The organism is Enterobacter cloacae complex sp. 2024EL-00711, assembly GCF_047529885.1.
Lineage (GTDB): Bacteria > Pseudomonadota > Gammaproteobacteria > Enterobacterales > Enterobacteriaceae > Enterobacter > Enterobacter ludwigii.
In genome coordinates this window covers 273,912-288,098 of sequence record NZ_JBLIZC010000005.1, presented here as the reverse complement: position 1 = coordinate 288,098, position 14,187 = coordinate 273,912, and the positions used below count along the sequence as shown (strand labels likewise).

Annotated in this window: 13 protein-coding genes; 8 read left to right on the top strand and 5 right to left on the bottom strand. The window is 59.8% G+C overall.

Annotated elements, in window-relative coordinates; translation table 11 throughout:
* Window positions 1–75 precede the first annotated feature (75 nt).
* Window positions 76–1,212, top strand: a complete 1,137-nt coding sequence (rlmG, locus tag ACMVME_RS16100; RefSeq protein ID WP_068795041.1) for a 23S rRNA (guanine(1835)-N(2))-methyltransferase RlmG — start codon at window positions 76–78, stop codon at window positions 1,210–1,212.
* Between the two features lie 61 nt (window positions 1,213–1,273).
* Here the strand turns inward: rlmG and ACMVME_RS16095 are convergent, their stop codons facing one another.
* From ACMVME_RS16095 to lsrR, 3 genes are all read right to left on the bottom strand, one after another.
* A complete protein-coding gene (locus ACMVME_RS16095; RefSeq protein ID WP_068795040.1) occupies window positions 1,274–3,295 on the bottom strand; it encodes an NADPH-dependent 2,4-dienoyl-CoA reductase in 2,022 nt (673 codons plus the stop codon).
* Window positions 3,296–3,455: 160 nt separating this feature from the next.
* A complete protein-coding gene (gene lsrK / locus ACMVME_RS16090) occupies window positions 3,456–5,036 on the bottom strand; it encodes an autoinducer-2 kinase (protein ID WP_020883580.1) in 1,581 nt (526 codons plus the stop codon).
* A gap of 33 nt (window positions 5,037–5,069) precedes the next feature.
* Window positions 5,070–6,041, bottom strand: a complete 972-nt coding sequence (gene lsrR / locus ACMVME_RS16085) for a transcriptional regulator LsrR (protein ID WP_020883581.1) — start codon at window positions 6,039–6,041, stop codon at window positions 5,070–5,072.
* Between the two features lie 215 nt (window positions 6,042–6,256).
* On the opposite strand from lsrR, the gene lsrA reads away from it, so the two are divergent.
* Genes lsrA through lsrG form a run of 6 tightly spaced genes read left to right on the top strand, consistent with a single transcriptional unit; the run spans window position 6,257 to window position 11,943 of the window.
* The gene (gene lsrA, locus ACMVME_RS16080) at window positions 6,257–7,744 is read left to right on the top strand and encodes an autoinducer 2 ABC transporter ATP-binding protein LsrA (protein ID WP_068795039.1); all 1,488 of its coding nucleotides are present in this window, start codon (window positions 6,257–6,259) and stop codon (window positions 7,742–7,744) included.
* Window positions 7,741–8,772, top strand: coding sequence for an autoinducer 2 ABC transporter permease LsrC (gene lsrC, locus ACMVME_RS16075; protein ID WP_020883583.1), 1,032 nt, complete (start codon window positions 7,741–7,743; stop codon window positions 8,770–8,772). Before lsrA ends, lsrC begins: the two co-directional genes overlap by 4 nt.
* Window positions 8,773–9,756, top strand: a complete 984-nt coding sequence (gene lsrD / locus ACMVME_RS16070) for an autoinducer 2 ABC transporter permease LsrD (protein ID WP_014171712.1) — start codon at window positions 8,773–8,775, stop codon at window positions 9,754–9,756.
* Window positions 9,753–10,754 (top strand): autoinducer 2 ABC transporter substrate-binding protein LsrB, encoded by a 1,002-nt coding sequence (gene lsrB / locus ACMVME_RS16065; protein WP_025202959.1) that lies wholly within the window; start codon window positions 9,753–9,755, stop codon window positions 10,752–10,754. The genes lsrD and lsrB overlap by 4 nt, the downstream gene beginning before the upstream one ends.
* 11 nt (window positions 10,755–10,765) lie before the next feature.
* Entirely contained in the window at window positions 10,766–11,653 is an 888-nt protein-coding gene (lsrF, locus tag ACMVME_RS16060; protein WP_014171710.1) for a 3-hydroxy-5-phosphonooxypentane-2,4-dione thiolase, read from the top strand.
* Window positions 11,650–11,943, top strand: coding sequence for a (4S)-4-hydroxy-5-phosphonooxypentane-2,3-dione isomerase (gene lsrG / locus ACMVME_RS16055; protein ID WP_020883586.1), 294 nt, complete (start codon window positions 11,650–11,652; stop codon window positions 11,941–11,943). The genes lsrF and lsrG overlap by 4 nt, the downstream gene beginning before the upstream one ends.
* A 38-nt stretch (window positions 11,944–11,981) precedes the next feature.
* Here lsrG and ACMVME_RS16050 read toward each other — a convergent pair whose 3' ends face one another.
* Together ACMVME_RS16050 and ACMVME_RS16045 are read right to left on the bottom strand one after the other, a co-directional pair.
* A complete protein-coding gene (locus tag ACMVME_RS16050) occupies window positions 11,982–12,830 on the bottom strand; it encodes a dihydrodipicolinate synthase family protein (RefSeq protein WP_068795038.1) in 849 nt (282 codons plus the stop codon).
* A gap of 12 nt (window positions 12,831–12,842) precedes the next feature.
* A complete protein-coding gene (locus ACMVME_RS16045; protein WP_049023887.1) occupies window positions 12,843–13,529 on the bottom strand; it encodes a B3/4 domain-containing protein in 687 nt (228 codons plus the stop codon).
* A 42-nt stretch (window positions 13,530–13,571) separates the two neighbouring features.
* Here ACMVME_RS16045 and ACMVME_RS16040 point away from each other — a divergent pair, with 42 nt between their 5' ends.
* The gene (locus ACMVME_RS16040; RefSeq protein ID WP_020883589.1) at window positions 13,572–14,174 is read left to right on the top strand and encodes a helix-turn-helix domain-containing protein; all 603 of its coding nucleotides are present in this window, start codon (window positions 13,572–13,574) and stop codon (window positions 14,172–14,174) included.
* Window positions 14,175–14,187 lie beyond the last annotated feature (13 nt).

Below are 14,187 nucleotides of genomic sequence, written 5' to 3'. Positions count from 1 at the left end.
ATTTGACAATAAAACGGGTATACTCACGCACCCTTTTCAGGGATAACGCCGAAATTTTACCATTCAGGAGGGCCGATGAGCCACTTAGACAACGGTTTCCGTTCACTCAACCTAAAACGTTTCCCGGAAACGGACGACGTTAACCCGCTTCAGGCGTGGGAAGCGGCGGATGAATATCTGCTGCAACAGTTGGATGACACTGAAATCAGCGGCCCGGTTTTGATCCTGAATGACGCGTTTGGCGCGCTGGCCTGTGCTCTGGCAGCACACACGCCTTACAGCATCGGTGATTCCTACTTGAGCGAGCTGGCGACGCGGGAAAACCTGCGCCACAACGACATCGACGAATCCAGCGTTAAGTTCCTCGACAGCACCGCGGACTACCCGCAGGCGCCGGGCGTGGTGCTGATCAAAGTGCCGAAAACAATGGCGCTGCTGGAACAACAATTGCGCGCACTGCGCAACGTCGTAACCCCACAAACGCGTATTATCGCGGGGGCCAAGGCGCGTGATATCCATACCTCAACGCTGGAACTGTTCGAGAAAGTGCTCGGCCCAACCACCACGACGCTGGCCTGGAAAAAAGCGCGCCTCATTAACTGTACTTTCAGTGCCCCCGAACTGGACGACGCGCCAGAAACCCTGAGCTGGACGCTGGAAGGCACTGACTGGACAATCCACAACCACGCGAACGTCTTCTCCCGCACCGGCCTTGATATCGGGGCGCGTTTCTTTATTGAAAATCTGCCGGATAACCTGGAAGGCGAAATCGTCGATCTGGGCTGTGGTAACGGTGTGATTGGCCTGACGCTGCTGGCGAAGAACCCTGAAGCGAGCGTTGTATTTAGTGATGAGTCGCCGATGGCGGTGGCCTCCAGTCGTCTGAACGTTGAAACCAACATGCCGGACGCGCTGGATCGCTGCGAGTTTATGATTAATAACGCGCTGTCGGGCGTTGAGCCGTTCCGCTTTAATGCCGTGTTCTGTAATCCCCCGTTCCACCAGAAACACGCCCTGACGGATAACGTCGCCTGGGAGATGTTCCACCATGCACGCCGCTGCCTGAAAATTAACGGCGAGCTGTATATCGTGGCGAACCGTCACCTGGACTACTTCCACAAGCTGAAGAAGATCTTCGGTAACTGCACCACGGTTGCCACCAACAACAAGTTCGTGGTGCTGAAATCCGTCAAGCTGGGTCGCCGCCGCTAACGCGGGGCGCTGAGTTTACACCGGCCTGCCTCGCGTGCAGGCCCGGTGAGCGTTGCGTCACTCAGAGACTCAAGGCCAGCGTTGTGCCCTGCGCAATGGCGCGTCGCGCATCCAGCTCCATCGCCACGTCGCATCCGCCGATCTGGTGTACCGTTTTTCCCGCCTCACGCAGCGGATCCACCAGATCGCGCTTCGGCTCCTGACCCGCACACAAAATCACATGATCCACCTGCAGCAGCTGCGGCTCACCGCCGATCAGCACGTGCAGCCCCGCGTCATCGATCTTCTGATAGCTCACCGACGGTATCATCTTCACCCCGCGAGAGAGCAGGGTTGCGCGATGGATCCAGCCCGTGGTTTTGCCCAGGCCTTCACCGGGTTTGCTGGCTTTACGCTGCAGCATGACGATCTGACGCGGGCTTTTCGGCAGCTGTGGTCCTTCCGGCCGCAAGCCGCCGGACTGGTTAAGGCTGGTGTCGATACCCCATTCCACGCAGAAGTCGGCAATGTTCTGGCTGGTGGGTTCGCCGGGCTGACTTAAGTACATCGCGGTATCGAATCCGATCCCGCCGCAGCCGATGATCGCCACTTTTGCCCCCACCGGCGCTTTGTCACGCAAAACGTCCAGATAGCTCAGGACTTTCGGATGATCGATGCCCTCGATCGCAGGCCTGCGTGGTGCGATCCCGCTCGCCAGGATCACCTCATCGTAATCCATTACATCCGCCGGATTTACAAACTGGTTGAGGCGCAGATCCACGCCCGTCAGGTCGATCATTCGGCGGTAATAGCGCAGGGTTTCGTAAAATTCTTCTTTGCCCGGGATCTGTTTGGCGATATTGAACTGCCCGCCAATCTCAGCGGCGGCATCGAACAACGTCACGCTGTGGCCGCGCGAGGCGGCATTCACCGCAAACGCCAGACCCGCCGGGCCGGCACCGACCACGGCCAGGCTTTTTTTATGCACCGCCGGGAAAATCGGCATTTTGGTTTCGTGGCAGGCGCGGGGGTTGACCAGACACGAAGTGACCTTGCCAACAAAAATCTGATCCAGACAGGCCTGATTACAGCCGATGCAGGTGTTAATCTCATCTGCACGCCCGCTCTGCGCTTTGGAAAGCAGCTCGGCATCTGCAAGGAACGGACGTGCCATGGAGACCATGTCGGCATCCCCGGCGGCGATCACATTTTCCGCCACCTGCGGGTCGTTAATGCGGTTAGTGGTCACCAGCGGGACAGACACTTTCCCTTTCAGCTTGCGCGTGACCCAGCTGAACGCCGCGCGTGGCACCGGCGTGGCGATGGTCGGAATACGCGCCTCGTGCCAGCCGATACCGGTATTGATGATGGTCGCGCCGGCGGCTTCAATCGCCTGCGCCAGCTGCACGGTTTCGTCGAACGTCCCGCCGCCTTCCACCAGGTCGAGCATCGACAGGCGGTAGATAATAATAAAATCCGCCCCGGCACGTTCACGCACGGCGCGCACCACTTCCACTGCAAAGCGCATGCGGCGCGCGTAGTCGCCACCCCACTCATCGTCGCGCTGGTTAGTGCGGGCCGCGAGGAATTCGTTGATCAGGTAGCCTTCCGAGCCCATCACCTCAACACCGTCATAGCCCGCTTCACGCGCCAGTGCCGCACAGCGGGCGAAGTCGTCAATCAGCGTCAGGATCTCATCGTGGCTGAGGGCATGGGGCGTAAAGCGGTTAATCGGGGCCTGAATGGCCGACGGTGCGACCAGATTCGGTTGATAGCTGTAACGCCCGGTGTGCAGGATCTGCAGGGCAATTTTCCCGCCCTCCCGGTGAACGGCGTCAGTGACCACGCGATGATGCGGCAGCTGGCTGGCGTCGTTCAGCACCGCACCGCCTTCCATCCCCACGCCAGAAGGCGCAGGGGCCACCCCGCCGGTAACAATCAGCGCCACCCCGTGACGTGCACGCTCGGCATAGAAGGCCGCCAGACGTTCGGCCCCGTCCGGATGTTCTTCAAGCCCGGTATGCATTGAGCCCATCAGCACGCGGTTTTTAAGGGTGGTGAACCCCAGATCGAGGGGGGCAAATAACGACGGGTAGTGGCTCATAGTCTCTTCCAGTGTAAAATTATTGTTATGTGGTCGGATGAGTTACTAATTTAGCCAGCGATGAGTAAAAGGGAAAAGGGGAATGCGGCGATTGTGATGGGATTCAAATATTGGTGTGGCCTGATGCCCTCTCCCTGAGGGAGAGGGGGCGTTATAGCTCTCAGGGAGAGGGGGCACGTACTAAGCCCGGTGCCTGCCACATCGATGTCGTCAGTCCGCTGTCCACCAGCCCAAGCTGGTCGGCATAAACGGCCTGCCACTTCTGCATCATACCGTCATACAGCTCCCGGTGCGCCGGGTTCGGCGTGAACTCGCGGCTCCATTTCACCAGCCGTTCGCCTGTCGCCGCCATATCCGAAAACAGCCCGGCTCCCGTTCCGGCAGCAATCGCACAGCCCAGCGCTGTCGCCTCTTTCACTTGCGGGACGCGCACCGGCAGACCGGTCACGTCGCTTAAAATCTGGCTCCACAACGCACCTTTCGAGCCACCGCCTGCAAACACCAGACCGTCGAACGTTACCCCTGAGAACCGTGAGATCTGCGTCAGGTTACACGCCGAGACAATCGCCGCGTTCTCTTCCAGCGCACGGAACAGCGTGGCTTTGTTGCATTTTTCCGGGTCGATGGAGAGGTTAATAAACGACGGCGCGGCGTGATACCACTGCTTGAAGTGCATAGCATCTGAGAAGATCGGCATCACACCGTGTGAACCGGCAGGCACGCGGCTGGCCATCTCCTCAAGCAGGGAGTAAGTGTCCATTCCCATCCGCTCCGCGATGAGTTTCTCTTCCGCGCAGAAGGCGTCACGGAACCAGCGCATGGTCAGGCCGGTAAAGAAGCTGATCGACTCCGCCTGCGCCATGCCGGGGATCACATGCGGATTCACGCGGATGTTCATCTCCGGGTCGGTGCGTACCTGCGGCAGGTTGACCACCTGCTGCCAGAAGGTACCACCCAGCACGGCCGTTTGCCCGGCCCGCACGACGCCTAACCCAAGACAGCCAAGCTGCACGTCGCCACCGCCCATCACCACCGGCGTGCCTTCGCGCAGGCCGCTCTGCTGTGCGGCATCTTTGGTGATCGCACCGAGCACGGTGCCGGTCTCCTTCACCGGAGAGAGGATATCGGCACGCAGCCCGGCCATGTCGAGCAGCGCCGGACGCCAGTCGCGGGAGAAGAGATCCAGCATACCGGTAGTCCCGGCATTGGACGGATCAACGGCCAGCTCGCCGGACAGTTTTGCCGCCAGCCAGTCGCTTATCATGGTGATCGTGGCGGCTTTGCGGTAGATGTCCGGACGATGGTGCGCCAGCCACAGCAGGCGCGGCATGGCGCTCAGGGCCAGGGTCTGGCCGGAGACGTCATACACTTCGGATTCAAAACGGTAGTCGTGAATCTCTTTGAGTTCGGCTACCTCGCGGCTGGCGCGGGCATCGACGTTGGCGCACGCCCAGATGGCGTCGCCGTTGCGGTCATACAGCACGATCCCCTCGCGCATTGAGCAGCAGGCCACGGACTGGATATCCGCTGCGCTCAGGCGGGCGCGCTCCAGCGCCTGATGAATACACTGGCAGGTGAGCCGCCAGTTAATGTCGAGATCAAACTCCATCGAGCCCGGCACATTCTCCACGCTCAGGTGTTTCCACTCGGCCTGGCCAACGGCAACCTGGTTGCCCTGCAAATCGAAAATTACGGCGCGAACGCTGCCTGTCCCTGCATCTAACGCTAAAAGGTAACTCATGAGCATGCCTCGTGTCAGGCGCAGGACAGGCTCTTAGCTCGCCAGAGCCAGCACCGCGCGGGCTGTCGTCTCCTCCGTCACCAGGCCATTAATACGGCGGCCTTTGAGTGCGGCATAAATCGCATCGGCTTTCTCTTCACCTCCGGCCACGCCAACGATGGTGGGCAACTGCGCCAGTTCATCGAGCGTGACGCCCAGCAATTCCCGGTGGATCTCCAGCTCGTGCACGCATTCCCCTTCGGCGTTCAGGAAATAGCCGAGGATATCGCCTACCGCCCCTTTGCGGGCGTACATCAGCTGTTCACCTTCGCTGATATAGCCGGAGCGCAATATGGTGGCGTCCCGGCGCTGGTTCACCGAACCAATGCCTACCACCGCCACATCGGCCGCGGCGGCGGCGAGGATCACGTCCCGCACGCTGGATTCACGTTTTAAGATCCCGGCCACTTCGGCGGAGGAAACGCGAAGCGGGGCGGGGATCATGCTGACGCTGCAGGCGGCATCAAGCTGACCGATGCCCGTCATATACGGCCCAACGCCGCCGGAGAGCGTCACCAGGCGGATCTGCTGCGAGCTGATAAAACCGCTTAAGTGCTGCAGGCTGCTCATGGTGGTTTCACCAAATCCCACCGCCAGCAGCTGGCCGGGCTCCAGCACGCCCATCAGCGATTGCGCTGCGCCAATGCCCAGCCGGACATTCATGGGCGGGGTATTCAGGGCCGGCAACACGCGAACCAGCTTGAGCCCGAAGCGCTGCTGCAGCTCGGTTTCCAGCGCCAGACACCCTTCATAGCGGGAGTTGATCTGCACGCGGATCACCCCGGACTGGCGTCCTTTCTCCAGCAGACGCGAGATCTTCAGGCGCGGCAGTCCGAGCCGCTCGCCGATGTCGTTCTGGGTTAATCCGTCGTGGTAGTAGCACCAGGCGACGCGGGCAACCAGTTCTTCTTCCGCCAGCGCCAGCCCGGCAAAACGACCTTCTTCCGCAGTGCGTTTATCGCTCATAATTGAACTCTTATAAAAATTTAGATCATATGTTCGTGATCGCGCAGAAAGAAAGTGTGAACCACGCGACAAAACAGATCTTTTAGATTGATTTGTGTCTGTGTGGATCTTAATCGATAAATTTGTGATCCCTGCACGGTTCTAAATATAGTTCACCGTCTACGCTTTTGAACATTATTAAATCTAAAAATCATTTGTTCAATAGCGGAGCGATAATGACGCCACTTATCGAAGCACGTGATATCAGCAAGCAGTTCTCCGGCGTACCGGTCCTGAAAGGTATTCATTTCACGCTGCTTGCGGGTCAGGTGCATGCGCTGATGGGCGGTAACGGCGCGGGAAAATCGACGCTGATGAAAATCATCGCCGGGGTGGAAACGCCGGACAGCGGTGAACTTTCGGTTGACGGCCACGCGTTTGCGCGGCTTTCGCCCGCGCAGGCCCACAGGCTGGGGATTTATCTGGTGCCGCAGGAACCCCTGCTTTTCCCCAATCTGACGGTGCGGGAAAACATCCTTTTCCGCCTGCCGCGTGAGGCCGGTATGGGGGTACGGCTGGCGGAGAAACTCCAGCAGCTGCAGTGTCAGCTCAATCTTGATGCCACCGCCAGCACCCTTGAAGTGGCGGATCAACAGATGGTGGAGATCCTACGTGGCCTGATGCGTAACGCGAAGATCCTGATCCTTGATGAACCCACGGCGTCGCTCACCCCGGGGGAAACCGAACGGCTGTTCCGCCAGATCCGCGCGTTGCAGGCGCTGGGCGTCGGCATTGTTTTTATCTCGCACAAATTACCGGAGATCCGCCAGCTGGCGAGCCACGTCTCGGTAATGCGCGACGGCGCGATCGTGCTCAGCGGTGAAACTGCACAGTTCGACGATAACGCCCTGATTGCGGCCATGACGCCGGTGAGCCGCGAAAAAGGATTAAGTGATGCGCAAAAACTGTGGCTGGCACTGCCGGGCAATCGCCGCACGCAGCCGCAGGATTTCCCGGTGCTGCGGGTGGAAGAGCTTACCGGTGAGGGGTTTATCGATCTCAGCATGGAAATCTATGCCGGGGAAATAGTTGGCCTCGCCGGGCTGGTCGGCTCCGGGCGCACCGAGTTTGCGGAAACGCTGTATGGGCTGCGCCCGGTGCGCGGCGGGCGAGTCTGGCTGGAAAATCAGGAAATAACCGGCGAACCCGTGGCGGCACGGCTGGAGAAAGGGCTGGTCTACCTGCCAGAGGACCGACAGGTTTCCGGCTTGTTCCTGGATGCGCCGATTCGCTGGAACACCGTGGCGCTGAATGAGCCCTCGGTCTGGCAGCAGCGCAAACGGGAGTCGGCGGTGGTGGAGCGCTATCACCGGGCGCTGGGGATCAAGCTTAACCATGCGGATCAAACCGTGCGCACGCTCTCCGGCGGCAACCAGCAGAAGGTGTTGCTGGCGCGCTGTCTGGAGGCGAATCCGCTGCTGTTGATCGTCGATGAACCGACACGCGGAGTGGATGTGTCGGCGCGGGCTGATATCTATCAGCTCATCAAAAGCGTGGCGGCGCAGAACGTGGCGGTGCTGATGATCTCAAGCGATCTGGATGAGTTCCCCGGGCTTGCCGATCGCGTGCTGGTGATGCACCAGGGCGTGCTCAGCGGCGAGTTGTCCCGGCACGCGGTCAGTCTCGACAGAATGATGGCGCTGGCATTCGGAGGGCAGTCATGAAGACCTTACTGAAAAATCGCGAACTGAGTGCGTTCATCGCCATTCTGGCGTTGTTCGCGGTGCTGGTGGGGCTCAATCCGGCCTATTTCAGCCTGCAAACGCTGGGGATGATCTTCGCCAGTTCGCAAATCCTGATCCTGCTGGCGCTCGGCGCCGCGCTGGTGATGTTGACCCGCAATATTGATGTTTCCGTCGGCTCTACCGTCGGGCTGTCTGCCATTGCCGTGGGGGTGGCTCTGAACAGCGGCTACACCCTGCCGGTATCGATCCTCTTTGCGCTGTCGATTGGCGCACTGGCGGGAGCATTTAACGGTTTTCTGGTGGTGGGGCTGCGTATTCCGGCAATTGTGGCCACCCTCGGCACGCTGGGTCTCTATCGCGGGGCGATGCTGCTGTGGACGGGAGGAAAGTGGATTGAAGGGCTACCGCCGAGCCTGAAATCGCTCTCTGAACCTGCCGCTATGGGTATTTCACCGCTCGGAATGGGCGTGGTGTTTTTAGCCGCGGTCGGCGCATGGACGTTGTCGCGCACCGCCTTCGGACGCGATTTCTACGCCGTGGGCGACAACCTTGCCGCCGCACGCCAGCTGGGCGTGGCGGTGAACCGCACGCGAATGATCGCTTTTACGCTGAACGGCATGCTGGCCGCGTGTGCGGGGATTGTCTTCGCTTCGCAGATTGGCTTTGTACCAAACCAGACCGGCAGCGGGCTGGAGATGAAAGCCATTGCCGCCTGCGTACTCGGGGGGATCTCTCTGCTGGGCGGTACCGGGACGCTTATTGGCGCCTTACTGGGGGCTTTTTTCCTGACTCAAATCGACACCGTGCTGGTGCTGTTCAGGCTGCCCGCGTGGTGGAATGACTTTATCGCCGGGCTGGTGTTGCTCGGTGTGCTGGTGCTCGACGGGCGCTTGCGCCAGGCGCTGGCCCGGCATCAACGGGCACTTAAGTACAGCCGCTTCCAGCCCGGTAACAAAGGGGGGAAGCATGTCACCCCGTTTACGAAACACAAAAAAGAGGTGGCGTAAATGAAGCTTAACTGGGAAAGCGCGCTGCTGATATTACTGGTGCTGGAAATCCTGCTCTTTGGGGCCATCAATCCGCGCATGCTCGATATCAACATGCTGCTGTTCAGCACCAGTGATTTTATCTGCATTGGCATTGTGGCGCTGCCGCTCACCCTGGTGATCATCAGCGGCGGCATTGATATTTCTCTCGGTTCGACCATCGGCCTGTGTGCCATCGCGTTGGGGGTGATGATGCAGGCGGGCTGGCCGATGGCGCTGGCCATACCGTTGACGCTGCTGCTCGGCCTGCTGTGCGGTCTGGTCAACGCTGCGCTGATCCACTACACCGGCATCAGCCCGCTGGTTATCACCCTCGGCACGCTCTATCTCTACGGCGGCGGCGCACTGCTGCTCTCCGGCATGGCGGGGGCGACCGGTTACGAAGGTATCGGTGGCTTCCCGGACAGCTTTACCGCGTTCGCTAATCTCACGTTCCTGGGGTTGCCAATCCCGCTGGTGCTGTTCGCCGTGATTACCGTCTTCTTCTGGCTGATTACCCATCGCGGACGCTTTGGCCGCCATCTGTTTTTGATTGGACAGAACCCGCGCGCGGCGCGCTATGCGGCGCTCTCGGTCAACGGGATGCCCTACGCCCTGTATGGCCTGGTGGGCGTCGCTTCGGCCATTGCTGCGCTGGTAATGGTCTCCTATTTCGGTTCGGCGCGTTCGGATTTGGGACGCGATTTACTGATGCCTGCACTGACCGCAGCGGTCCTCGGGGGCGCCAATATCTATGGCGGTTCGGGGTCGGTAATCGGTACGGCCCTGGCGGCGTTGCTGGTGGGGTATCTGCAGCAGGGTTTACAGATGGTCGGCATCCCCAACCAGGTGTCGAGCGCGCTGTCAGGGGCGCTGTTGGTTGTGGTGGTGATGGGACGTTCACTGAGTTTGCACCGTGAATGGGTGCGCTCTCTCCTCACAAAACATACCCGGAGCGTAAGATGAAAACAAAACTGATAGTCCTGGCGATGGCACTCAGCTTCGCGTCGGCACAGGCCGCGGACCGCATCGCCTTTATCCCCAAGCTGGTGGGCGTTGGCTTCTTTACCAGCGGCGGCAATGGCGCGAAAGAGGCGGGTAAAGATCTCGGCGTGGACGTCACCTACGACGGCCCGACCGAGCCCAGCGTCTCAGGCCAGGTGCAGCTCATCAATAACTTCGTTAATCAGGGCTATAACGCCATTATCGTTTCGGCGGTGTCGCCGGATGGCCTCTGCCCGGCGCTGAAGCGCGCGATGCAGCGTGGCGTCAAAGTACTGACCTGGGACTCCGACACCAAACCGGAATGCCGCAGCATCTACATCAACCAGGGCACCCCGGCGCAGCTCGGCGGCCTGCTGGTCGACATGGCCGGTAAACAGGTCACCAAACCGAATGCCAAAGTGGCGTTCTTTTACTCCAGCCCGACCGTTACCGACCAGAACCAGTGGGTGAAAGAGGCGAAGGCCAAAATCGAGAAAGATCATCCGCAGTGGCAGGTCGTGACCACGCAGTTTGGCTATAACGATGCCACCAAATCGCTACAAACCGCCGAGGGGATCTTAAAAGCGTATCCGGATCTGGATGCGATCATCGCTCCGGATGCCAACGCCCTGCCGGCGGCGGCGCAGGCGGCGGAAAACCTGAAGCGAGAAGGGGTGGCGATTGTCGGCTTCAGCACGCCTAACGTGATGCGTCCGTACGTAGAGCGCGGCACGGTGAAAGCCTTCGGCCTGTGGGATGTGGTGCAACAGGGCAAAATTGCGGTCAATGTCGCCGATCGGTTGTTGAAAAAAGGCGATCTTAACGTTGGCGACAGCGTGGACGTGAAAGATATCGGTACGCTGAAGGTCGAGCCGAACAGCGTGCAGGGCTACCAGTATGAAGCGAAGGGCAACGGCATTGTGCTGCTGCCGGAGCGGGTGGTGTTTACCAAAGAGAACATCAACAAATACGATTTCTGACGGGGGAGCAAATGGCTGATTTAGACGACATCAAAGACGGCAAAGATTTTGGCATCGGCACACCGCAGCAGAACGTGCCGTTTACCCTGAAGGGGTGCGGCTCGCTGGACTGGGGAATGCAGTCCAGGCTGGCGCGCATCTTCAACCCAAAAAGCAACCGCACGGTGATGCTGGCCTTTGATCACGGCTATTTCCAGGGACCGACGACCGGCCTTGAGCGTATCGATCTCTCTATCGCCCCGCTGTTTGGGGAAACCGACGTGCTGATGTGCACCCGCGGTATTTTGCGCAGCCAGGTGCCTGTCGCCACCAATAAACCCGTCGTGTTGCGCGCCTCCGGCGGCAATTCGATTTTAGGGGAACTTTCCAACGAGTGCGTGGCGGTGGCGATGGAAGATGCGCTGCGCCTGAACGTCTGCGCGGTGGCGGCGCAGGTGTACATCGGCAGTGAATTTGAACATCAGTCGATCAACAACATCATCAAACTGGTGGATGCCGGTGCGCGCTATGGCATGCCGACCCTGGCGGTAACGGGCGTTGGCAAAGAGATGGCGCGCGACGCGCGGTATTTCTCGCTTGCCAGCCGTATCGCGGCCGAGATGGGGGCGCAGTTCGTCAAAACCTATTATGTCGACGAAGGGTTTGAAAAAGTAACCGCCAGCTGCCCGGTGCCGATCGTGATTGCAGGAGGCAAAAAGCTGCCGGAGCACGACGCGCTGGAGATGTGCTGGCGGGCGATTGACCAGGGGGCGTCCGGGGTGGACATGGGCCGCAATATCTTCCAGTCCAGCGCCCCGCTGGCCATGCTGAAAGCGGTTAAAAAAGTGGTACATGAGAACATGAGCGCGCGGGACGCGTTCCAGTTCTGGCAGGAAGAGAAACAGGGAGAAGCAAAATGAACGTGACATTAGTGGAAATCAACATCAAACCCGAGCGGGTCGATGAGTTTCTGGAGGTGTTTCGCGCTAACCACGAAGGGGCGATTCAGGAGCCGGGCAATCTGCGCTTTGATGTTTTACAGGATCCGCGCGTGAAAACCCGGTTCTTTATCTACGAGGCCTACAAGGATGAAGAGGCGGTGCTGGCGCACAAGAAAACCCCGCACTATCTGGCCTGCGTGGATAAGCTTGAGGACCTGATGTCAGAGCCGCGCAAAAAACGCAGTTTTGTCGGGTTGTTGCCGGCGTAACAGACCGCCGGGTAGCGCTTACGCTAGCCCGGCGATGCTCAGGCGAGGGCCAGTTCCGCCAGGATCGCCGCCAGCGTTTCGCGCGGTTTCCCGCTCAGCGACGCAAGCGGGAACGGCAGTGCAGGCGCGGCCACTTTCCCTGACATTTCTGCTGCTGCGGCCATCACCCGCAAACTGCCGTACTGGCGGAACAGCGCCCACAGCGGTGCCAGCCGGTCAGAGGCTGCGGTGTCTTTGGCTCGTGCAATCGCCAGTGCCGTCTGCGGATACAGCCCTGCGATAACCGAATACCAGACATCAAACCCGGCCTGCAGGGCTGACGCCGCCCGCCAGTCGCCGCTGATGCCCAGGGTGACGTTTTCAGGAAGACGGGCGCGCATGTGGGCGATATCGTACGGTATGCGCCCGAGCTTGACGGATTTGACGTTCGGTAGCGCCGCCACGGCATACAGCAAATCGTCGTTAAACTCGAACCCGGTGGTGGCCGGGTTGTCGTAAATGCACAGCGGAACAGAGATCCGGTGGGTCACCGTCTCATACAGGGTAAACACTTCCTCTGCCGTCAGGCGCTGGTACGACACGGGGGCCAGTAACACCCCGCGGGCGCCGGCACTTTGCGCCTCATCCGCCAGACGGAGAATATCGTCGAGGCGAAGCGCGCCAATACTTACGCTCACCGGAATGTTGTCGGCATGCGCCACGGCGCAACGGGTGATATGCGTGCGCTCTTCAGGCATCAGATACGCGTAACTGCCCGTCGAACCGAGGATCCCCAGCGAATCGACACCGGCATCCACCAGCGGGCGCAGCAACTGCACAAACGCCTGCTCATCAAATTTCCCCTCTAGCAATGGCGTCAGAGGGAATGCGCTTAACCCGTGAAACATCCGCTTATCCTTTTAGAGTTCAATCAGTTGAAGGTGAGCAGTGGAGCCCGGCATCAGCCGCTGCAGGTTGCTGACTAACTCATCGCCAGCCTCCTGCAACGCCGATAACGGCATCGACGGCAGACTTTCGAGAATAAACCACATGTGTTGCGCCTGGCTATCGAGACGTGTACGCACGCCCTGGCGCCAGTTCCAGCGACGGCAGGTGACGCCGATATCATCGCGCCAGATAACTTCGCCCGCATCCGGGTATTCGATAACCGGCTGGCCCTCTTTCAGGGTATCAAACGGTTCATTACCTTCGGCAAGCGTCAGACGCGGTGCGCCTGCATAAGCGGCAAGGTTCTCACCCCCGACGGGAATGGCGTAACGAATGCTGATGGCATTGTAAATATCGACCACTGGATCGAGCGGGGGCAGCGCGCCCTCTTTCAGCACTCGCTTACGCAGGGCCGATGCCGAGCAGGGCGTGCGTTTCGGTTTCGTACCAAACGCTCTGAACACGTCATCCCAGGCGCTGAGGTGCGCTTCCGCCCAGGCGACATCATCAGTGAGGACCTGCTGGCAGGCCTGTGCCAGCGCGGCAGAGGCCACGTCCGGCTGGGTTATCGGGGCGGCTTCAACCAGAATGCTCAGCGCCCGAAAGCCGGGGGCAATCCCGGTAAGACGCGGGTCTATTGACGGCGTAACGAGAGACATAAATAATCCTGTATTGACTGTTTTATACTATGGTAGTGACCAATGACTGATAAAGTCAATATAATGACCGATTCGGGTGCCGATATCGCCCAGGTAAGCCTGGCCGTCGCCACCCGCATTCGCAACTGGCGCAAAGAGAAAAAACTGTCGCTGGATGAGCTTTCACGCCGCGCCAGCGTCAGCAAAGGCATGCTGGTGGAGATTGAAAAAGGGGCGGCGAATCCCAGCATTGCCATTCTCTGCAAGCTGGCTGCCGCGCTGGGCGTTTCGGTGGCGGATATCGTTAACGTCTCCAGCGAGCCGCGGGTGCACGTCATAGAAGAAGCGGCGATCCCGGTTCTGTGGCAGGGCCCACAGGGCGGATATGCCCGGCTGCTCGCGGGCACGTCTGGCCCGGATATGATTGAACTCTGGCAGTGGGTGATGCATCCGGGGGAGCGTTTTACCTCACCGGGGCATCCGGCGGGAACGTTTGAGCTGCTGCATGTCACTGAGGGTGGATTGACCCTGACGGTGGAAGAGACGGTGACGCAGGTGGCGGCAGGCGCTTCGGCGGTGGCGAAAACGGAAGCGGCACACGGCTACGCGAATGAGGGCGAAAATGTGTTGCGGTTTACCATGACGGTGGCGGAGTTTCACCGCTAAAAACGCCCCCTCC

Coding starts and splice junctions, on each gene's coding strand:
- lsrB (WP_025202959.1), top strand. CDS start 9,753: ATGAAAACAAAACTGATAGTCCTGGCGATGGCACTCAGCTTCGCGTCG.
- lsrR (WP_020883581.1), bottom strand. CDS start 6,041: ATGAGCGATAAACGCACTGCGGAAGAAGGTCGTTTTGCCGGGCTGGCG.
- lsrK (WP_020883580.1), bottom strand. CDS start 5,036: ATGAGTTACCTTTTAGCGTTAGATGCAGGGACAGGCAGCGTTCGCGCC.
- lsrF (WP_014171710.1), top strand. CDS start 10,766: ATGGCTGATTTAGACGACATCAAAGACGGCAAAGATTTTGGCATCGGC.
- lsrG (WP_020883586.1), top strand. CDS start 11,650: ATGAACGTGACATTAGTGGAAATCAACATCAAACCCGAGCGGGTCGAT.
- ACMVME_RS16095 (WP_068795040.1), bottom strand. CDS start 3,295: ATGAGCCACTACCCGTCGTTATTTGCCCCCCTCGATCTGGGGTTCACC.
- rlmG (WP_068795041.1), top strand. CDS start 76: ATGAGCCACTTAGACAACGGTTTCCGTTCACTCAACCTAAAACGTTTC.
- ACMVME_RS16045 (WP_049023887.1), bottom strand. CDS start 13,529: ATGTCTCTCGTTACGCCGTCAATAGACCCGCGTCTTACCGGGATTGCC.
- ACMVME_RS16040 (WP_020883589.1), top strand. CDS start 13,572: ATGACTGATAAAGTCAATATAATGACCGATTCGGGTGCCGATATCGCC.
- lsrC (WP_020883583.1), top strand. CDS start 7,741: ATGAAGACCTTACTGAAAAATCGCGAACTGAGTGCGTTCATCGCCATT.
- lsrD (WP_014171712.1), top strand. CDS start 8,773: ATGAAGCTTAACTGGGAAAGCGCGCTGCTGATATTACTGGTGCTGGAA.
- ACMVME_RS16050 (WP_068795038.1), bottom strand. CDS start 12,830: ATGTTTCACGGGTTAAGCGCATTCCCTCTGACGCCATTGCTAGAGGGG.
- lsrA (WP_068795039.1), top strand. CDS start 6,257: ATGACGCCACTTATCGAAGCACGTGATATCAGCAAGCAGTTCTCCGGC.